The organism is Glycomyces dulcitolivorans, from assembly GCF_003265355.1.
In the GTDB taxonomy this organism is placed as follows: domain Bacteria; phylum Actinomycetota; class Actinomycetes; order Mycobacteriales; family Micromonosporaceae; genus Glycomyces; species Glycomyces dulcitolivorans.
Map to the genome: position 1 here is coordinate 1 of NZ_QFRW01000094.1, position 19,451 is coordinate 19,451.

General features: G+C 70.3%; 16 protein-coding genes. 12 read left to right on the forward strand and 4 right to left on the reverse strand.

Annotated elements, in window-relative coordinates; genetic code table 11:
* Positions 1-243: 243 nt before the first annotated feature.
* Positions 244-720, reverse strand: a complete 477-nt coding sequence (locus DI269_RS11580; protein WP_112135994.1) for a MarR family winged helix-turn-helix transcriptional regulator — start codon at positions 718-720, stop codon at positions 244-246.
* 212 nt (positions 721-932) lie between these two features.
* Between DI269_RS11580 and DI269_RS11585 the strand changes: the two genes are divergently transcribed.
* Entirely contained in the window at positions 933-1,331 is a 399-nt protein-coding gene (locus DI269_RS11585) for a hypothetical protein (protein ID WP_157974909.1), read from the forward strand.
* Between the two features lie 176 nt (positions 1,332-1,507).
* Here DI269_RS11585 and DI269_RS11590 read toward each other — a convergent pair whose 3' ends face one another.
* On the reverse strand, positions 1,508-2,098 hold the full coding sequence (locus tag DI269_RS11590; protein ID WP_408612290.1) for a TetR/AcrR family transcriptional regulator: 591 nt from the start codon (positions 2,096-2,098) through the stop codon (positions 1,508-1,510).
* 126 nt (positions 2,099-2,224) lie between these two features.
* On the opposite strand from DI269_RS11590, the gene DI269_RS11595 reads away from it, so the two are divergent.
* From DI269_RS11595 to DI269_RS11620, 6 genes are all read left to right on the forward strand, one after another.
* Positions 2,225-2,422 (forward strand): ferredoxin, encoded by a 198-nt coding sequence (locus tag DI269_RS11595; protein ID WP_112136002.1) that lies wholly within the window; start codon positions 2,225-2,227, stop codon positions 2,420-2,422.
* Entirely contained in the window at positions 2,419-3,612 is a 1,194-nt protein-coding gene (locus tag DI269_RS11600; protein WP_112136005.1) for an NAD(P)/FAD-dependent oxidoreductase, read from the forward strand. The genes DI269_RS11595 and DI269_RS11600 overlap by 4 nt, the downstream gene beginning before the upstream one ends.
* 13 nt (positions 3,613-3,625) lie before the next feature.
* Positions 3,626-4,831, forward strand: a complete 1,206-nt coding sequence (locus tag DI269_RS11605) for a cytochrome P450 (RefSeq protein ID WP_112136008.1) — start codon at positions 3,626-3,628, stop codon at positions 4,829-4,831.
* 22 nt (positions 4,832-4,853) lie between these two features.
* Positions 4,854-5,813: an SDR family NAD(P)-dependent oxidoreductase gene (locus tag DI269_RS11610; protein WP_112136011.1), complete on the forward strand. Its 960-nt coding sequence runs from the start codon at positions 4,854-4,856 to the stop codon at positions 5,811-5,813.
* Positions 5,814-6,003: 190 nt separating this feature from the next.
* Positions 6,004-6,663: a DedA family protein gene (locus DI269_RS11615; RefSeq protein WP_112136014.1), complete on the forward strand. Its 660-nt coding sequence runs from the start codon at positions 6,004-6,006 to the stop codon at positions 6,661-6,663.
* Positions 6,660-8,135: an MFS transporter gene (locus DI269_RS11620; RefSeq protein ID WP_198667337.1), complete on the forward strand. Its 1,476-nt coding sequence runs from the start codon at positions 6,660-6,662 to the stop codon at positions 8,133-8,135. The genes DI269_RS11615 and DI269_RS11620 overlap by 4 nt, the downstream gene beginning before the upstream one ends.
* A 45-nt stretch (positions 8,136-8,180) precedes the next feature.
* On the opposite strand, the gene DI269_RS11625 is transcribed toward DI269_RS11620, so the two are convergent.
* Together DI269_RS11625 and DI269_RS11630 are read right to left on the reverse strand one after the other, a co-directional pair.
* Positions 8,181-10,262: an RICIN domain-containing protein gene (locus DI269_RS11625; protein WP_112136016.1), complete on the reverse strand. Its 2,082-nt coding sequence runs from the start codon at positions 10,260-10,262 to the stop codon at positions 8,181-8,183.
* Between the two features lie 130 nt (positions 10,263-10,392).
* Complete coding sequence (locus DI269_RS11630; protein WP_198667338.1) at positions 10,393-11,484, reverse strand: LacI family DNA-binding transcriptional regulator; 1,092 nt, start codon at positions 11,482-11,484, stop codon at positions 10,393-10,395.
* A gap of 235 nt (positions 11,485-11,719) precedes the next feature.
* Between DI269_RS11630 and DI269_RS11635 the strand changes: the two genes are divergently transcribed.
* From DI269_RS11635 to DI269_RS11655, 5 genes are read left to right on the forward strand one after another with little or no spacing between them, the layout of a single operon-like run.
* Positions 11,720-13,057, forward strand: a complete 1,338-nt coding sequence (locus DI269_RS11635) for an ABC transporter substrate-binding protein (protein WP_112136021.1) — start codon at positions 11,720-11,722, stop codon at positions 13,055-13,057.
* A 34-nt stretch (positions 13,058-13,091) separates the two neighbouring features.
* Positions 13,092-13,976 carry a carbohydrate ABC transporter permease gene (locus DI269_RS11640; protein WP_112136023.1) on the forward strand — a complete coding sequence of 295 codons (885 nt, stop codon included), beginning with the start codon at positions 13,092-13,094 and terminating at the stop codon, positions 13,974-13,976.
* Positions 13,976-14,794, forward strand: coding sequence for a carbohydrate ABC transporter permease (locus DI269_RS11645; protein WP_112136025.1), 819 nt, complete (start codon positions 13,976-13,978; stop codon positions 14,792-14,794). Before DI269_RS11640 ends, DI269_RS11645 begins: the two co-directional genes overlap by 1 nt.
* A 30-nt stretch (positions 14,795-14,824) precedes the next feature.
* Positions 14,825-17,158, forward strand: a complete 2,334-nt coding sequence (locus DI269_RS11650; RefSeq protein ID WP_232822712.1) for a beta-xylosidase/alpha-l-arabinosidase — start codon at positions 14,825-14,827, stop codon at positions 17,156-17,158.
* A 12-nt stretch (positions 17,159-17,170) separates the two neighbouring features.
* Positions 17,171-19,393: a glycosyl hydrolase family 95 catalytic domain-containing protein gene (locus DI269_RS11655; RefSeq protein ID WP_112136117.1), complete on the forward strand. Its 2,223-nt coding sequence runs from the start codon at positions 17,171-17,173 to the stop codon at positions 19,391-19,393.
* The last annotated feature ends 58 nt before the right edge of the window (positions 19,394-19,451 follow it).

Consider the following 19,451-nt stretch of genomic DNA (forward strand, 5'->3'; position numbering starts at 1 on the left):
GGTGCGCGTCCGCGCCGACGCGCCGCTGGCCGCCTCCGGCTTCCAGGCCGCCGAGGAGGACGGGCTCGTCACCTTCGACGCCGAAGCCGGGACCGCATACCAGTTCATCAAGCGGCAGTGAGGAGCCGAACCGTCCGCTCCGGTGCCGTGAACGCACGGTGCCTGCGCGAGCGGGGCAGAGCGTTCGGCATACGACCGTGTTCTTGTACTTTCGAGGTGCCGATCGGCTTGGAGTTCCCGCGCTCAGCTGGACTGCCGGTTCCGCGGCCAGGCCTCGACGAAGCGCTCCAGGAGGGCGGCCAGGGTTTGCGCCTCCTCGTCGGTGAAGTCGGCGAGCGCGTCGGCGACGCTCTGGCGGCGAGAGGCGTGGGCGCGGTCGACGAGGTCGCTGCCTTCGGCGGTCAGGCGGATGCGGGCGTAGCGGGAGTCCTCGGGGGCCGTCTGCCGTTCGATGAGGCCCTCGGCGAGCAGCTCGCCGGTGAGGCGGCTGGCACGCGGCCGGTCCACGTCGATCGCGTCGGCGATCTGGGAGATGGCGAGGCCGTCCTCCGCTCCTTCAAGGGAGTCGAGGTAGCGGAAACGGGCGGCGTTCGCGGCGGACGCCGCGGCAGGGTCGCCTGCGGCGGCGCGTCGCTGGAGCCTCCGTGACTGCTGCAGGCGCCGGATGCGGATCAGTGCCTGCTCGATGACCTGGTGGGGTTCGCCGTCACTGGTTGCCATGCCTGGCACATTACAACAGTTGCTCCTTGACAACTCTGATCGCCTCACTATTATAGTTGTATGATTACAACTAATATGGCGGCAGTGTGTCCGCCGATCGACCTCCCGGTGAACGGCCCGTTCGAGGCTCCGACCCGGGCGGCGTGGGGCGTCGGCGAGCGGGGCGTCCGGTGAGGGCGCGCATCCGCCAGGCGCTCTGGCGACGAATCCTCTTGGGTGCGAGCGCAGCCGCCGTGTATGCGGTCGCCGCGTACGCCTCGGCCGTCTTCATTCCCGCGTCCGGATGGCCGGCGATCGGCGACGGCCGGTACTCCGCGCAAGCGGCGACCATGGTCCCGGCGATGAACGTGATCGCCGTCGCCGCGCTCGGGCTCGCCATTGTCGCGCCCGTGGCCCCCCGCTGGCTTCAGATCGCCTGCGGTCTGCTCGCCGCGGTCGTGGCGGCTGCGGCCGGACCGCTGCTCGCGTTCGTCGAGACCGGTGCCGACGTCGCGATCCTCACCCCGGGGGTCGGCGTTCTCGCCGTCGCTGGAGCCGCGATCGTCCTCACCTGTGGCTGGGCCGCCGAGCGGACGGTGCGACCGGCAGTCGAGCCGGAGCCGCCGCGCTAGCGACGGCCCGCATGCGGACCCAGGCGGCGTCCCGGCGGATGGCCTGGCCCTTCCGGGGTGAACTCCGAGGCGCGCGGCCATCATTAAATGGCATTGACTGCCATTTCATTGGCGCGCTCAGGGGCCGCCCCCGGCCCGTATCTCGTGCTCGGACGGGCCCGCCCGGGGCGGCCGCCTCAGTGGAGCCAGTCGCCCTTCTGCGGCGTCTGCGCCAGCGGCGGGGCCGAGGGTTGGACGCTCGCCGCTGCGGGTGAGAGCCCGTCGAGGAGGAATCCGAGGTAGCGGCGCCAGCCCTCGGTCTCGGGGTCCATGCTCCGCAGCACGCTGGTGATCATCGCCATGATCCTCGGGAGGTCCTCCGGGACGAGGTCGGCCCTCAGGAGCCGGGCCCGCTGGGCGCGCCGTGCGAGCTCGGTCAGGGCGTCGAAGAACGCGGCCGACAGCTCTGGGGTGAGCGTGCCTGCGTGCTTCGCCGCGGCCAGGGTGTTGTCCTCGCGGGCCACCATCTCGACCGCGGCCTCGATCAGCGTGGACAGGCCGTGCAGCGGGTCCTCGTCCTCGAGCGCGCTCGCGATGACCGGTGACAGGTCTTCGGCGACCCGCTGGTTGAGCACCGCGCGGAGCAGGTCCGCCTTGCGGGGGAAGTGGCGGTACAGGGTCCTGATCCCCACCCCTGCGCGCCGGGCGATCTCGTCGAGGGACGCGTCGGGCCCGGCCTCGGTGAACACCGCCCGGGCGGTGTTCAGGAGCCGGTCGGCGTTGCGCATGGCGTCGGCCCGCGGGTGCCGCTCGATGTCGATGTCCACCTCCTCAGGGTAGCAAATGGCAGCTTTTGCCCATATGCTAGGTTCATAAATGTCATCAACTGCCATTTATGAATCCAGGGGGTTCGGATGAAGGTGAGTGTCGACGCCGACAAGTGCGTTGCCGCCGGCCAGTGCGTGCTGCTCGCGCCGGAGGTCTTCGACCAGCGGGAGGAGGACGGTGTCGTCTTCCTGCTGGACGAGGCGCCCGGCCCGGATCTGCACGACGGGGTCCGCGAGTCGGCCATGGTGTGCCCGGCCGCCGCGATCCACCTGGCCGAGTCGTGAACCGGGTCGCGATCGCGGGGGCGTCGGTCGGCGGACTGGCGGCGGCCGAGGCGCTGCGCAAGGCGGGGTACACAGGGGCGATCACGCTCATCGGCGACGAACCGCGGCCTCCGTACGACCGGCCTCCGCTGTCGAAGCAGCTGCTGAGCGGGCAGTGGGCGCCGGACCGGCTCGACCTGCGCCCGCCGGCCGACATCGACGCGCTCGGGATGGAGCTGCGGCTGGGCGTTCGGGCGACCGGCCTCGACCTCGCCCGGCGGACGGTGTCGCTGTCGGAGGGCGCCGACGTCCCCTACGACGCACTGGTCGTCGCGACGGGCGTCCGCGCCCGCCGCCTCCCCGGCACCGAGGGGATGGCCGGGGTGCACTCGCTGCGCACGCTGCCGGACGCGCTGGCGCTGAAGGAGCGTCTGCGGCCGGGGCGGCGCCTGGTGATCGTCGGCGCGGGTTTCGTCGGAGCCGAGGTCGCCGCCACCGCCCGCGAGCTCGGAGTCGAGGTCAGCCTGTTGGAATCGGGTCCGGTTCCGCTCGCGCACGCCGTCGGGGAGGAGGCCGGGCGGTTCATGACCCGGCTCCACCTGGAACACGGGGTCGCAGTCCGCACCGGAGCGGTGGTCGCCGAGATCCTCCGCGACGGCGCGGAGACGGCCGGTGTGCGGTTGGCCGACGGCACGGTGCTGCCGGCCGACGACGTGCTGGTGGCCATCGGCTCGGAGCCGAACACCGAGTGGCTGACCGGCAGCGGCCTCACCGTCCAGAACGGACTCGTGTGCGACGAGTACTGCGCCGCCGCCGACGGCGTGTACGGGGTCGGCGACGCGGCCCGCTGGCACAACCGACTGTTCGGCACGGACATGCGGATCGAGCACCGCACCAACGCCGCCGAGCAGGGCATGGCCGTCGCCCGCGCGATCCTCGGCGACCCCCGGCCCTTCGCACCGGTGCCGTACTTCTGGTCCGACCAGCACGGCGTCAAGCTCCAGGCCTACGGCCACCTCCGCGACCACGACGAAGCGCTCGTCCTCGACGTCGACCCGGAGGGCCGGCGACTGCTTGTCGCCTACCGGAAGGCGGACCGCCTGGTCGGCGTCCTCGCCGCCGGGAAGCCCCCCAAACTCCTGCGCGCCTGGCGCGCGCTCATCGCCGCGGCCACCGAGTGGACCGCGGCCCTCGCCATCACCGCCGTCTGAAACGGAGATCCACATGAACACCACCACCGACACCGGTCTGCCGGCCTTCCCCGGCGAACGCTCCGCCCGCTGCCCGTTCAACCCGCCCGCCGAGTACGCGCAGTGGCGCGAGGAGGACGGCCTGCGGCGGGCGAACTGGAACGGCCACACCGTATGGGTCGTCAGCCGATACGAGGACATCAAGACCGCCATGACCGACCCGCGCATCAGCGCCGAAGCCCTCGCCCTGCAGAGCAACGGCGCCCATGAGGGCCCGAACGCGCCCGACATCTTCCCGCGCATGGACGACCCCGAGCACGCCCGGCTGCGCCGGATGCTCACCAAGGACTTCACCGTCAAGCGGGTCAACGCCTTGCGCCCGGACATCGAGGCGATGGCGAACGAGTTCATCGACAAGATGATCGACAAGGGGCAGCCCGGCGACATCGTCGCCGACTACGCGCTGCCCATCCCCTCGCTCGTGATCTCGCTGCTCCTCGGCGTCCCCTACTCCGACCACGACTTCTTCCAGACGATCACCGCCACGGTGATGAACATGAACACACCGCGGGAGGAGAAGCAGCAGGCCTCGCGCCAGTTCTTCGGCTACATGATGGAGCTGGTGGCCCGCAAGGAGAAGGAGCCCGGCGACGACCTGATCAGCCGCATCGTCCGCGAGCACGTCCAGACCGGCGAACTGCGCCGCGAGTCCGCGGCCATGAACGGGGTCATCCTGCTCAACGCCGGCCACGAGACCACCGCCAACATGATCGCCCTCGGCACGGCGGCGCTGCTGGAGCACCCCGACAAGGCGGCCGTGTTCCGCGACAGCGACGACCCGGGAGTGATCGCCAACGGGGTCGAGGAGCTGCTGCGGTACCTGACCATCGTGCACAGCCTGGTCGCCCGCGTGGCCAAGGAGGACGTCGAGATCGGCGGGCAGCTCGTCAAGGCCGGCGAGGGACTGGTCATGAACCTGCCCGCCGCCAACTGGGACCCGGCCTTCACCGACGGTCCCGAAACCCTCGACCTTGAGCGCCCCGCGCGCGGCCACGTCGCCTTCGGCTACGGCGTCCACCAGTGCCTCGGCCAGACCCTCGCCCGCGCCGAGCTCCAGATCGCGCTGTCCACCCTGCTGCGCCGGCTCCCCGACCTGCGGCTCGCCGCCCCGATCGAGGACATCCGGTTCAGGAACGACATGAGCATCTACGGCGTTCACGCCCTGCCCGTCCACTGGTGAGCCGCTGCGAAGGGAAGACGACATGACCGAACTCAGATTCGACGGCCGGACCGCCGTCGTCACCGGCGCCGGAGGCGGCCTGGGCCGCGAGTACGCGCTGCTGCTGGCCGCTCGCGGCGCGAACGTCGTGGTCAACGACATCGGCGGATCGGTGTCCGGCGACGGATCGGACGAGGGTCCCGCCGACGCGGTCGTCCGCGAGATCTGCGCGAACGGCGGCGAGGCGGTGGCGGACGCGCACAGCGTCGCCTCCGCGGACGGCGGGGCGGCCCTGGTGGCCACCGCGTTCGACACCTACGGGCGGCTCGACATCCTCGTCAACAACGCCGGCATCCTCCGCGACGCGCTGTTCGAGGACACCACCCCGGACCTGCTCGAACCGGTGCTCGACGTCCACGTCAACGCGCTGTTCCACGTGACCCGCCCGGCGTGGCGGATCATGCAGCATCAGGGCTACGGCCGCATCGTCAACACCACCTCGGCCGCCGGACTGCTCGGCAGCACGCACAAGAGCAACTACGGCACCGCCAAGGCCGGCGTCGCCGGCTTCACCCGAGTCCTCGGCCTCGAAGGCGCCGAGCACGGCATCAGGGCCAACGCCGTCGCCCCCATCGCCGCCACCCGGATGCTCACGCAGCATCTCGACGAGGAGTCCCGGCTCGCCCCCGCGGCCAAAGCGATGATGGACGCGATCGTCGGCAGGCTCGACCCCGCGCTCGTCGCACCGGTCGTCGCCTTCCTGGCGCATGAGGACTGCCCGGTCACCGGGGAGGTCTACACCGCGGGCGCGGGCCAGGTCGCCCGGTTCTTCACCGGCAGGACCCGCGGCTACCACCACCCGGAACTCGCAGTCGAGGACGTCAGGGACCACCTCGCCGACATTCGCGACGAGACCGAATACACCGTGCCGGCCGGACCGGCCGAGGAGATAGCCGAACTCATACGGGTCACCGCGACCCGGCCGCAACCCGTTCAGGAGTAGCGGTCGCGCACGCCGGCGGGACCGCCGCCGTCAAGCCGGCGCGCCGGCGTGCCTCACACGATCCCCACCTACCGGTTCGCTGGCGAACCGGTGATCCGGCACCCCGCGGTGCCGGTGAGAACCGTCGTCTCATTCGGGCCCGTCCATCTGCAACCGCATTCCAGGGCCCACTCCGACATAGGAGAAATCCATGTTCGATGTCGTCGCCATCCTCCACTGGCTCGGGCCGTTCGTGCTGCTCGGCCTCTTCGTGATCATCTTCGCCGAATGCGGACTGCTGATCGGCGTCGTCCTACCCGGCGACCCGACCCTGTTCACCGCCGGCCTGCTCGCCGCGACCGCGGCCATCGACGCCGACCTGTGGCTCGTCTGCGCGGTCGTCACCGTCGCCGCGATCCTCGGCAACATCTGCGGCTACTGGGTCGGTGCGAAGGTCGGACCGCCGCTGTTCAACCGCCCCAACGCCAAACTGCTCCACCCCGGCCAAGTCGAGAAGACGCAGCGGTTCTTCGAGAAGCACGGCCCCATCGCGATCGTCCTGGCCAGGTTCATCCCGCTCGGCCGCACGCTCATCACCGTGGTGGCCGGCATCGCGCGAATGGACAAGAAGAAGTACTTCTTCTACTCCACCGTCGGCGGCGTCCTCTGGGCCACCGGTGTGACCCTGCTCGGCGGCCTCCTCGGCCAGATCCCCTGGGTCGCGGCCAACGTCGACACCATGCTGCTGTTCATCCTCTTCGCGATCGCCACCGTCTCGATCGCCCCGATCGCCGCCGAGGCGATCAAGCGGCGCCGCAGGAAGCAGCCTGCCGAGGCCGATCCTGCCGAGCTCAGCGAGTCCGTCTCGTGACGACCGCGGCCGCGACGGGCCACCGGCCCCTCGGGAGCGCCCGGCACGCGAACCCCGCACTGGTCCTCGGACTCCTGGCCCTGGCCGGGATGGTCTTCGCGATGCTGCAGTCGCTCGTCGCACCGGCCCTGCCGGTCATCGCCGCCGAACTGGACGCCTCCACAGCGGACATCAGCTGGCTCGTGACCGCATACCTGCTGGCCGCCGCCGTCGCCACCCCGATCGCGGGCCGACTCGGCGACATGTTCGGCAAGCGAAAGGTCCTGCTCATCGTCCTCGGCGTGCTGGCCGCAGGCTCGCTGGTGGCCGCGCTCGCCGAGAACCTCGCCACCCTCGTGGCGGGACGGGTCCTCCAAGGCGCCGGGGGCGCGGTCCTGCCCCTGGCCTTCGGCATCGTCCGGGACGAGCTGCCGCCGAAGCGGGTCGGCGTGGCCGTCGGCCTGCTCTCCGCGCTGCTCGGCGCGGGCGGCGGCCTCGGGGCGGTCCTGGCCGGACCGATCGTGGGCACCCTGAACTGGCATTGGCTGTTCTGGTTCCCGCTGATCGCGATCGCCCTCGCCGGGGTGGGCATCATGTTCGGCATCCCCGAATCGCCGGTCCGAGCCCGCGGGCGCATCGACGTGCCCGGGGCGCTCCTGCTGTCCGCCGGACTGGTATGCCTGCTGCTGGCGCTCAGCGAAGGCGGCACCTGGGGTTGGACCGACGGCCTGACCCTCGGACTGTTCGGGGGCGCGGCGGCGGCACTCACCGCGCTGGTGGCAGTCGAGCTGCGAGTCGCCTCGCCGCTGGTCGACATGCGCATGGTCCTCAGCCGAGGCGTGTGGACGACCAGCGTCGCCGGCATCGCCTTCGGCGTCGCCACGTTCGGCTCGTTCCTGCTCGTACCGCTCCTGCTTCAGCTCCCCGCCGACACCGGGTACGGACTCGGGAAGTCCGTCGGCGAAGCCGGCCTGTTCCTGCTGCCGTCGACCGTGGCGATGGTCGTCTTCGCGCCGCTGTCCGGTGTGCTGGACCGCTTTCTCGGCGCCAGACTCCCGCTGGCGCTGGGAACCGTTCTGGCAGCGGCCTCGTTCGTCCTGCTCGCCGTCGCGCATGAGGCGGCATGGCAGGTACTGATCGGGGTCACGCTGATGGGCGTCGGGATCGGACTCGCCTCGGCCGCCATGACCAATGCGATCCTCGCGAACGTCGCACCGACCCAGACCAGCGCAGCGACCAGCCTCAACACCCTCGCCCGCACGGTCGGCGGCAGTATCGGCACGGCGGTGATCGCGGCCGTGCTCTCTGCCGACACCGGTCAGCAGGTTCCGGCGGAGTCGGGGTTCACCGTGAGCTTCTGGATCTGCGCCGGCATTCTCGCCGTCGCGTTCTTTGCGGTGCTCCTGCTCCCGGCGGGCCGCCGTCGCCTTCCCGTCCGTGCGCGGGAACCCGGTCCCCGCGACCTCGCGGAGGCGGGGGTCGACCGGAGCTGACCCCAAGGGGTGCGGCCGCATTCGCGGCCGCACCCCTGCTGCGTGCTACGCCCGGCTCCACTGCTGCGTGGCGTTGCCGAGGCCCGTCCACAGCTGCACCGGTGACCCGTTCGCCGTGGCCCAGTTCGCCACGTCGATCACGAGTCCGCTGGAGCGGTTGACGATCGTGCCGTCGAGGCGAAACGACCACTGCTGGCTGGTGCTCCCGTTGCAGGCCCAGAGGATGAGCTTCGTGCCCGGGACCGTGCCGTTCCCCGCTGCGGCCAGGCAGTTGCCCGAGACGCGGAGCTCGCCCGCAGCGGTCGCCGTGATCTGCTGGTTCGTGTTCCCGACGCAGTCCCAGACCTGGACCTGGACGCCGGTCTGGCCGTTCGGCACATCGAGGCAGCGGCCGGAGTTGCCGCCTCGCAGAGAGAAGGGCGACGCCGAGACGGTCTCGGTCACGACCTGCCATTCCTGTGCCGACGAGGTGGACGACGCCTGGAGGTCGACGGCCCCGCCCGCGCCCGTGCCGGTCATGTACAGGCCCGTATTGCGCACCGACCGGATCTTGTAGTAGCCGTCGCTCGCGGGCACGAGTGTCCACTGCTTGTCGGTGGCGCCGTCGTCGACCCACTGCGTGAGGCGCTGGCCCGCGGTCGCGGAGCCGGTCCAGACAGCGACCGCGCGCCCGCCGGCCTGGTTCAGGAGCGTGACGTTCGCGCCCTTGGACTCCAGGTGCCAGCGCTGGGCGGCGCTTCCGGCGGCGAGGGCCTGGGTGACGAGGTCGGGGACGTCTCCGGTGAGGTTGGCGTCCTGGGTCTTCCCGTTCTCGGGGGCGAGCACTTGACCGGTGGCCCGGTTGACGAGCACCGCGTAGTCGCCCGCGGCGCGGCCGAGGTCGACGTTCCCGGCCTTGACCGGACCGGTCGAGGCGCCCGACCACGGCGCCTGGAGGATCAGCAGCCGACCGCTCTCCTGGAGGTACATGAGGTTGCGGCTGTACCCGCCGGGCATCGCCGTCTGGTACTCCTTCCACGCCCCGTCGCTGCGGCCGGATTCGTTGACCCACACGCTCGCGCTGCCGGCCGCGTTGTAGACGAGTCGTCCGTCGGGCAGGTTCGTGAGCACGGGGCTCCCGCCGGTCGCGAGGCCCCGCTGCCCCGAAGGAACGGGCAGCCCGGAGATGTTCGTGCCCGGTTCGGACACGGCGAAGAAGCGAAGCGGGTCGTCGGCGATCTTGTACCGCACGTTCTGGCCGCCGCCCCAGAACTCGTAGGTGAGCAGCCATTTGCCGTCGGTGGTCGGCACGACCGTGGTCATGCCGGGGCGCCCGCCGCCGATTTCGGTCTTGCCGCCGCCCATGTCCACCATGGTGCCCGCGGCGTCGATCACCGGAGCGCTCCAGGAGGAGCCGGGGCCGGCCCAGGTCCTGTGCACGAGGACCTGGCCGCGCGAATCGGTCGCGGTGGCGTTGGCCGGATCGAGGGTCGCCACGCCGGTCGAGGCGTCGAACCCGAGGTAGTCGTTCTCGTCGGAGTAGTAGGCGACCAACTGGCCCCGGTACGCCATGAGGAAGGGCTCCCAGACCGGGTCGTCGGACATGTTCCTGCCGGTGGCGATGATGTCGCGGACCGTCCAGGTCCGGCCTTCGTCCGAACTGGAGTACAGCGCGATCGCGACGTTCGACCGGTCGGAGCTCGTGCCGTCCCCGGACACGACCGCCGAGAGCAACAGCGTCCCCGCGGGCAGCGCGCCGACCGCCTGGGGGAGCACGTAGAAGTACGGGTTGGTCCAGGCGCTCGTGTACGGCGCGTACTTCGCATCGCTCGACAGGTAGGCGGGAGCCTGCACCTCGGTGCGCCTGCTCCAGGTCGCGCCCTCGTCGTCGCTGACGTGGATCGGGAGGGTCTGGCCGACGATCGGCCCCTCGGAGTCCTCGAACGCGGCGATGACGGTGCCGCTCGGCAGTTGGGCGGACTTGGGGTACAGGATGCACGGGGTCTTGTTGCAGCTCGCCGGATCCTCGGCGACGTACATGTCGGTCGGCGAGGGCTGGTAGGCCTGTGCGGTCGAGCTGATGCCGAGTGGGAGCAGGAGCGCCGTGGCGAGGCCTACGGCACCGGTGATCGTTCTGAGACGTCGCATCGTCGCGAAACCTTTCATCACGTGAGGCGCGTCGTCGCACCCCGGTGACCTCGGATCATGGCATAGATGCAGGTCGATAAAACGATTCGGAAAACCTTTCGCGACGGTGGGAGCGCGAAAGGTTTTCGCGCTATTTCCGCAGTGGCGCCGTGGAATCGCGCACCACCAGGTGCGTCGACAGCTCGACCCGGTTGGTGGACAGCAGCTGCCCGCGCGCCAGGCGCACCATCGTCGAGACGGCCGTCCGCCCGATGTCGGCGATCGGCTGGTGCACCGTGGTCAGGGGCGGCGCGCTCATCTGGGACAGCGGCGTGTCATCGAACCCGATGATGCTCAAGTCGTCGGGGACCGACAGTCCCAGGCGCCGAGCGGCCTCCAGGACCCCCGTCGCCGTGGTGTCGCTGCCCGCGAAGATCGCCGTCGGAGGACGCTCTCCCGTCAGCATCTCGATGGCCGCCGCCAGCCCGTGCTCGAACGTGTAGGAATGGCGCGGCACCAGCGCGGCGTCGGCTTCCAGACCGGCCTCGCCCATCGCCGCCGCCCAGCCGTGCGCACGGACGTTGTCGCAGTGGGCTCCCGGCGGTCCTCCGATGTACCGGATCTCCCGATGCCCCAGGCCGAGCAGATGCTGCGCGGCGGCGTACGCCCCGGCCCAGTTCGTCGCCCCGATGCTGGGCGTCGACGTGCGCGGCACGTCGATCGGGTCGACGAGCACCATGTGCAGGCCCGCGCGCTTGAGCGCCTTCTCTCGCGGCGCGGAGTACGCGCTCGTCGCCTCGATGACCCCGGCCCGGCCCGAGCGGGCGAGGCCCTGCGCCCACGCGCCGGCGTCCTCGATGGACCCGGCGCCCACGCTGCGAAGGACGAGCGCCACCCCGAGTTCGGCCGCGGCCTCCAACGCGCCGCCGAGGAACTGGGACAGGTACGGGTTCGACACCGTCCGCGGGTCGACCACCAGCTCGACGCTCATCTCCTGTGCGGTGTGGACGGACCCTTGGCGTTCTCCCAGGCTCACGTACCCGAGCTCGGCGATCACCTCCTCGACGCGGACGCGGGTCTCCGCGCCCACCCCGGTGCGCCCGTTGACCACTTTGGAGACCGTCCCGATCGAGACCCCGGCGGCCCGCGCGACGTGCTGCAGCGTGGTGCGCTCGGCGCTGGCGCCCGCCGCGGGCCTGGCGCCCGCCCGCCGACCGGCCTTCCCCGTCGTCTGCCCGTCCATGCGCCTGCTCCCGATCCGTCGCGAAAACCTGTCGCAAACCATACACAAGCCATCGTGATGTTTTCGAAGCCGCCGAGTCCGAGACACCTGGCCGGACCACGTCAGTGGCACGAAAACCTTTCGCGGTCGCGGGATCTGTTTTCGGGGCCGAGTCGTGCTTACAGTGGCTCGCAGATCGACGCGTCGGCCAGACCCCTGCTCGACGCGACCCCTGACTCTCGATGAGGAGCGTTCAATGATGAACCGCAATTTGCGACTGACTCGCAGAACGGTGGTCGTCGGTGCCGCCACCGCAGCCGCGACCGCGGCCTGCGGCGGCCCGGCCGCCGAAGGCCCGAACGAGGACCGGCCCGAGAACGAGATCCACGTCCTGGTGGTCGGCGACGCCGCGGCCGAGGCGGAGGAGGCCGCCGCCGAGCGGTTCAACGCGACCTCGGACGTCAAGGTGATCGTCGACCGCGGCTCGACCGCCGGCAACGAGTACAGCACCTCGGTGCGCAACGCCGTCGGCACCCCGACCGCCCCGGACGTCTTCATGAGCTGGGGCGCGGCCAACATCAAACCGCTGGTCGACGCAGGAGCCCTGCTCGCCCTCGACGAGTTCATCGACGAGGACCCCGCGCTCCAGGAGTCCTTCCTGCCCTCCGTGTTCGACGAGGAGGTCATCGACGGCGAGACCTACGGCATCCCCATGCGCGGCGTCGCACCGACCTTCCTGTTCTACAACAAGCAGGTGCTCGCCGCCGCCGGCCTCGAACCGGTCCAGACCTGGGACGACCTCCTCGCCCAGTCCGCGACCCTGCAGGCCTCGGGCGTTACCCCGATCGGACTCGCCGGGACCGACAAGTGGCCCACCCAGATGTGGTTCCAGTACGCCTTCGCCCGGATGCTCGGCAACGAACGCGTCGCCGCAGGGCTCGCCGGAGACGGCGACGTCTGGTCGAGCGACGAGAGCCGCCAAGCGCTGGCGCTGCTCGCCGAACTCGTGGACGCCGGCGCCTTCGGCGACGACTTCGGCTCGGTCGCCTACGGATCGGACGGCTCGGCCGCGCTGCTGCGCACCGGGAAGTCCGCCTACGAACTCATGGGCACCTGGTACTACGCCGACGTCACCGCCGGCGACGAGCAGTTCGCCGAGACCACCCTCGGCTGGATCCCCTTCCCCTCGGTCGACGGCGGCGGCGGCCAGGCGGGCGAGATCGCCGGGAACCTGAGCAACTACTACAACGTCGCCGCCGACACCCGCTACCCCGACACCGTGCGCGGCTTCCTCAAGGAGCTCTACGGCGAGGCGTTCCTCCAGGACCAGCTCGCCCTCGGGAACCTCCCGCCGACGACCGACGCCGCCGACCTCGTCCAGCAGCAGGCCGACCTCTCCGAGACCCGCAAGACCTATCTCGCCTTCGTCATCGGACTGGTCGACCAGGCGCCCACGTTCCAGCTCTCCTGGGATCAGGCCGTCCCCGCCGAAAGCCTCACGACCGTCCAGAACGCGATGGCCGACTACTTCAACGGCACCATCGACGCCGACGGTTGGATCACCGCGATGCAGGGAGCCACCTCCGTTGCGTGATCTCCGGATCAAGTCTTCGCGGGGGCGGCGGGCGGTGAGCCGCCCCAGCGCCGTCTGGGCGCTTCCCGCCGTCGCCTTCTTCGCGTTCTTCGCGCTCCTGCCGCTGGCCGTGGCGGTCGGGCTCTCCTTCACGAAGTACAACGGGATCCGCCTGACCACCCCGCAGTTCGTCGGCCTCGACAACTGGACGCGGATGCTCGACGACGCGCCGCTCCACCGGGCCGTCGGCGTCACCGTGGTCCTCATCGTCCTGGCTGTCGCCACCCAGGTCCCGGTCTCGCTCCTGATCGGGGTCTGGGCGGCCGGGCCGCAGCGGATGCGAGCGGCCGTCACCGCGCTCTACTTCATCCCGCTGCTGATGTCGACCGCCGCCGTCGCCGTCCTCTGGGCGTCCCTCGTCGACCCGAACTTCGGGCTGCCCGCCGCGCTCGCGCCGCTGATCGGCCCCGACACGTTCTTCAGCGACCTCCTCGGCGAACCCGCCGCGGCACTCGGCCTCGTCGCGTTCATCTACCTCTGGGGCGCCTCGCCGCTGCACACCCTGCTGTACCAGGGCGGCGCCCGCGCGATCCCCGAGACGCTCTACCAGGCGGCCGAACTCGACGGGGCCGGCCGCGTGAGCCAGTTCTTCCACATCACGCTGCCGCTGCTGAAGCACACGATGATCACCTCGACCATCCTCATGGTCGTCGGCACGTTCACCACCTTCGACCTCATCCTCATCCTCACCCACGGAGGACCGAGCGGCGCGACGTCGAACCTGCCGTACTTCATGTACGACCGGGGCATCGCCGCCCTCGACTTCGGCTACGGCAGCGCGATCGCGGTCGTGCTTGTCGTCATCGCCGGGCTCGTGTCCTGGGCGATGGTGCGAGCCTCCGGCTACGACAAGATGGAAGGGACGCAGGAGGGCATCTGATGCGCACCCGAGCGAACTGGCCCGCCGGCGTCCTCGCCGGAGCGTGGCTCCTCATCATCCTCGTCCCCGTCTACGTGATGCTCCGCGCGGCCTTCGAAAGTCGCGAGACCTACGCGGACAAGGGCCCGCTGGGCCTGCCGACCGAGTTCACCCTTGACAACTTCCGCTACGCCTTCGAGCAGGGCTTCGGAAGATTCCTGGCCAACTCGGTCACCGTTGCGGTCCTGACCGTGGCCGTCGTGCTGATCCTCGTGCCACCCCTGGCGTTCGCGATCGTCCGCAGCGACAGCCGCACCGTCCGCCAGGCCTTCAAGGTCATGCTGTTCGGCCTCGCGATCCCCGCCCAGGTCGTCGTCATCCCGGTGATGTACCTGATCCAGTACATCGGCCTCTACGACACCCTCATCGGCATCGCGCTGCCGACCGCCGCGTTCGCCATCCCGATGAGCACGCTCATCCTCACCGGCGCCATGCGTGAGATCCGCGGCGAGCTCTACGAGGCGATGGCCATGGACGGCTCCGGACCGGTCCGCACCTTCTTCAGGCTCGTCCTGCCGCTCTCACGCGGCGGGATCGCGACCGTCATCGTGTTCACCGCCCTCAACGCATGGAACAACTACCTGCTGCCCCTGGTGCTCACCCGCTCCGAAGACGTCCGCGTCGCCACCCTGGGACTCGGCGTCTTCCAGCAGCAGTACTCGCTGAACATCCCCGGCCTGATGTCGGCGATCCTCATGACCGTTCTGCCGATGCTCCTGATCTACCTCTTCGCCCGCCGCGCGCTCATCCGCGGCCTCATGGGCGTCGGGGGCAAGTAGCCCCTTTTTCGAACCGACACAAGGAGAACCGTGACCGACGCACCGCCCTGGCACGACCGCGCCCGCCCCGCCGAGGACCGGGCCCGAGCCCTGCTCGCCGCCATGACCCTCGACGAGAAGCTCGCCCAGCTCGGCAGCTTCTGGGACCGGCCGCTCGCAGAGGAAGCCGACGGCGGCGACGTCGGACCGCTCCAGGCCGCCTTCGAGCAGGCCCGACGGCCCTTCACCGAGGCGGCGGCGCACGGGCTGGGGCAGCTCACCCGCGTCTTCGGCACCGCACCGGTCACCACTGAGGAGGGCATGGCGGCGGTGCGCCGCGCCCAGAAGACCGTCACGGCCGCCTCCCGGTTCGGCGTGCCCGCGATCGTCCACGAAGAGTGCCTCACCGGGTTCACCACCTACGGCGCCACGGTCTACCCGGCCGCGATCGCCTGGGGGGCGACCTTCGACCCCGGTCTCGTCCGGCGCATGGCGGCCGCGATCGGCACCGGGATGCGCCGCGTCGGCGTCCACCAGGGACTCTCGCCGCTCCTCGACGTGGTGCGCGACTACCGCTGGGGCCGAGTCGAAGAAGCCATCGGCGAAGACCCCTACCTGGTCGGCGCGCTCGGCTCCGCCTACGTCCAGGGGCTGCAATCGGCGGGGATCATCGCCACCCTCAAGCACTTCGCCGGATACCCCGCTTCCCGCGCCGGACGCAACCACGCCCCGGTCTCGATGGGCCCCAGGGAGTTCAACGACATCATCCTCACTCCCTTCGAGATGGCCGTGCGGCTGGGCGGCGCCCGCTCGGTGATGAACTCCTACTCCGACATCGACGGCCTGCCCGCCGCCGCCTCGGTCGACCTGCTCACGACCACCCTTCGGAAGCGGTGGGGCTTCACCGGCACGGTGGTCTCGGACTACTGGGCCGTGGCCTTCCTCGACCTCATGCACCGCACCAGCCCCGACCGGGCGACCTCAGGAGCGATGGCGCTGAACGCCGGCATCGACGTCGAACTCCCCGACGGCGACGCCTTCGTCAAGGCGGCAGCCCTGGTCGCGGCGGGCGGGCTCGACGAGGCCCTCGTCGACCGCGCAGCCGTCCGCGTGCTCACCCAGAAGGCCGAACTCGGCCTCCTGGACCCCGACTGGGTCCCCGTCCCCGAACCCGCCACCGACCAGGTGAACCTCGATCCGCCCGAGAACCGCGCGCTCGCAAGAGAAGTCGCCCGCAAGTCGGCGGTGCTGCTGAGCAACGACGGCACGCTCCCGCTCGGCCCGGCCCCGCGCCTCGCCGTCATCGGGCCGACGGCGCATCAGCCCCGCTCGTTCCTCGGCTGCTACTCGTTCCCCAACCACGTCCTGGTCCACCACACTCTCGACGACCTCGGCATCGAAGTGCCCTCGCTGCTTGAAGCCCTGCGCGGCGCACTGCCGGAGACGGAGATCCGGCACGAACTGGGCGTCCCGCTGCTGGACGCGGACCGGATGGGCATCGACGCCGCGGTACAGGCCGCGGCCGAAGCCGACCTGGCCGTCCTCGCCGTCGGCGACATCGCCGCCCTCTTCGGCAGGGGCTCCTCGGGCGAGGGCTGCGACGCCGAGGACCTCCGCCTTCCCGGCATCCAGGGCGAACTCGTCGAGGCGGTCCTCAACGCGGGGACACCGGTCGTCATGGTCGTCGTCTCCGGCCGCCCGTACGCCCTCGGCGCCTGGGCCGACCGGTGCGCTGCCGTCGTGCAGGCCTTCCTCCCCGGCGAGGAAGGCGGCATCGCGATCGCCGAGATCCTCACCGGCGCGGTCAACCCCTCCGGGCACCTGCCTGTCGGCATCCCGGTCTCCCCCGGGGGCCAGCCGTACACGTACCTGGCGCCTCCGCTCGGACATGACAGCGACGGCATTTCGAACCTCGACCCCCGACCGCTGTTCCCCTTCGGCCACGGCCTCTCCTACACGGACTTCGCCTACGAGGACATCACCGTGTCCGCGACCGAGATCCCGACCGACGGAGGCCTGACGGTCACCGCACGGGTCGCCAACACCGGATCGCGATCCGGTGAGGACGTCGTGCAGCTGTACCTCCACGACCCGGTGGCGCAGGTGACCCGTCCCGTGCAGACCCTCATCGGTTTCGCCCGAGTGGCTCTCGACCCGGGAGAGGGCGCCCGCGTCGAGTTCGAGGTCCACGCCGACCGCACCGCCTTCACCGGCATCGACGGCCGCCGCATCGTCGAGCCAGGGCACCTGGTCTTCTCGGTCGGCCATTCGAGCGCAGATACCCCGTTGCGGGCACGCATAGAGTTGCAGGGGCCGACCCGACATGTCGACAGTCCCGTACTGGACACTCCGACCCGAGTCCGCTCGCTAGAAGGGAGATCCTGACCCATGCCGCCGATGCACCGCATCCGAGACCTCGAACCCGCCGCGCGCTGGGAGGACGCGTTCCTGTCCGGCAACGGCGAGTACGGGATCATGGTCCACGGGCACCCTTGGTCCGAACGCGTCGTCTTCAACCACCACAGGTTCGTCCTGCCCAACGGCACCCGTGATGCTCGTCCGCCCAAGATCGCCGCCAAGATCGAGGAGGTGCGAGACCTGGTGCTCGCCGATCGCAGGGCCGAGGCGGGGCGCCTGCTGTCGGGAGGTGCGCCAATGCTGTGGCCCCAATCGTTCCACCCCGGATTCGCCATGACGCTTGATGCGGACCGCGCCGATCAGGACGCCCCGGACTACTTCCGCGAAACCGACTTCGCGACCGGAGAGGTGACCGTCCACTGGGCCGGGAAGCCGCAACGACGGGCCTTCGTCTCACGCGCCGATGCCGTCGTGGTCCAGCATCTCAGCGGCGATGCCGAGACCGTCATCGGCCTCACCGGAGACCTTCCGCACCGCCCCGAGGACGTCGGGTACGCGACGACCGCCTATGAGAACGGCGGCCTGGCGTTCCTCCGCATTCGAGGAACCTACCCGCAGGACCAAGGCGCGTACGGCTTCGAAGGACTGACCCTCGTGCTCGGCAACGCCGCCGTCGACGGCGACCGGATCACCGTGACCGGGGACGCGCTCCTGCTGACCAAGCTCGCCCGCAGCGATGAGCCGGGCTGGAGGACCGCAGAACTCGAAGCGGGACTCCTGGCCTTGTGCGACAACGGATACGAGGCACTGCTGGAGCGGCACGCCGCCTTGCACACTCCGGCATACGAGCGAATGCGGCTGGATCTCGACGCGTCGGCAGACGAGCGCGAACGGCCGGTGGGCGAGCTGCTCGACCTCCAGCGGGCCGACCCGTCCACCATGAGTCCCGCGCTGCTCGAACTCCTGTTCCACTCCGGGCGGTACCTGCTCCTCAGTTCCAGCGGCGTACTGCCGCCCAGACTGACCGGGCTCTGGTTGGGCGAGTGGGGCGCCGCGTGGGCCGGTGACTTCACCACCGACGCCAATGTCAACCTGCAGATGGCCGGCGCCAACATCGGAGCACTTCCCGAGGTGGCGGCCGCTTACGCCGACCTCATCTACTCGCAGATCCGCGACTGGCAGACCAACGCACGGGACATCTACGGCGCGCGCGGGATCCTCGCGCCCAGCCGCACTGACGGCGAGCACGGCCACCTGTTCCACTTCAACGACGAATTCCCTTGGGCCGCATGGATTCCCGGTGCCGACTGGCTGCTCTACCCGCTGTACGAGCACTACCTCGTCACCGGGGAGGGCCTTGACGCCCTGAGGACGTGGCTGGTCGAGGCGGCGCGGTTCTTCGAAGACTTCCTGACCCGTACCGATGAAGCGGGCAACGCCGTCTTCGTCCCCTCGTTCTCGGCCGAGACCGGCCCCGACGACGCCTCCGGGAGGCCGGTCTACGCGGCGGTCAACGCCACCATGGACATCGCCGCCGCCCGCCACGCCTTCACCCTCGCCAATGAGGCGACCGGCTCCGACGAGTGGAACGGCATACTCGATCGACTGCCGTCGTACCTGGTCGACGAACGCGGCGCACTCGCCGAATGGGCGTGGCCGGGTTACACGGCCGACGAGGAGCACCGGCACATCAGCCATCTCTACCCGGTCTGGCCGCTGCACGAGCTGACCCCGTCGGACACCCCTGCGCTTGCCGAGGCAGCCCGTCGCGCACTGGTGCTCCGCGGTGACGAGAACCTGTCCGCGCACGGCAGTCTGCACCGCGCGCTCGTTGCCGCGCGCCTCAAGGACGGCGAACTCGCATACGGCAACCTGGGCAAGATCGTCGGCAACGACATGTTCCACAGGTCGCTGATGAGTTCGCACAACCCGCACCTGCACATCTACAACGCCGATGCGGCGCACACACTCCCCGGCGTCCTGATCGAACTGCTCGTCGACTCGCAACCTGGACTCGTCGACCTGCTTCCGGCCCTCCCGGAGGCAGTTCCCCGCGGCACGATCCACGGAGTGGCCTGCCGCGGGCGAGTGACGGTCGAAAAGCTCGGATGGGGGCCTCATGGCGTATGGGCAAGGCTCCGCTCTCCGGTGGCGCAGGACGTCACGGTCTTCTACCTCGGCGAACAGCAGACGGTCCATCTACCTGCAGGTGAACAGGTTTCGGTGAGTTTTCCGGCCCCACCGACAGGCAGGCGTCGATGATTGCCAAAGGCCGTCTTCATCGCTCTGAACAGGGTCCGTTTCACTCCTCGCACGTGTG

Bases quoted from the DNA above. Each gene is read 5' to 3' on its own strand.
- DI269_RS11595 (WP_112136002.1), top strand. From the start codon at position 2,225: ATGAAGGTGAGTGTCGACGCCGACAAGTGCGTTGCCGCCGGCCAGTGC.
- DI269_RS11625 (WP_112136016.1), bottom strand. From the start codon at position 10,262: ATGCGACGTCTCAGAACGATCACCGGTGCCGTAGGCCTCGCCACGGCG.
- DI269_RS11610 (WP_112136011.1), top strand. From the start codon at position 4,854: ATGACCGAACTCAGATTCGACGGCCGGACCGCCGTCGTCACCGGCGCC.
- DI269_RS11580 (WP_112135994.1), bottom strand. From the start codon at position 720: ATGGCAACCAGTGACGGCGAACCCCACCAGGTCATCGAGCAGGCACTG.
- DI269_RS11630 (WP_198667338.1), bottom strand. From the start codon at position 11,484: ATGGACGGGCAGACGACGGGGAAGGCCGGTCGGCGGGCGGGCGCCAGG.
- DI269_RS11635 (WP_112136021.1), top strand. From the start codon at position 11,720: ATGATGAACCGCAATTTGCGACTGACTCGCAGAACGGTGGTCGTCGGT.
- DI269_RS11590 (WP_408612290.1), bottom strand. From the start codon at position 2,098: ATGCGCAACGCCGACCGGCTCCTGAACACCGCCCGGGCGGTGTTCACC.
- DI269_RS11645 (WP_112136025.1), top strand. From the start codon at position 13,976: ATGCGCACCCGAGCGAACTGGCCCGCCGGCGTCCTCGCCGGAGCGTGG.
- DI269_RS11605 (WP_112136008.1), top strand. From the start codon at position 3,626: ATGAACACCACCACCGACACCGGTCTGCCGGCCTTCCCCGGCGAACGC.
- DI269_RS11615 (WP_112136014.1), top strand. From the start codon at position 6,004: ATGTTCGATGTCGTCGCCATCCTCCACTGGCTCGGGCCGTTCGTGCTG.
- DI269_RS11655 (WP_112136117.1), top strand. From the start codon at position 17,171: ATGCACCGCATCCGAGACCTCGAACCCGCCGCGCGCTGGGAGGACGCG.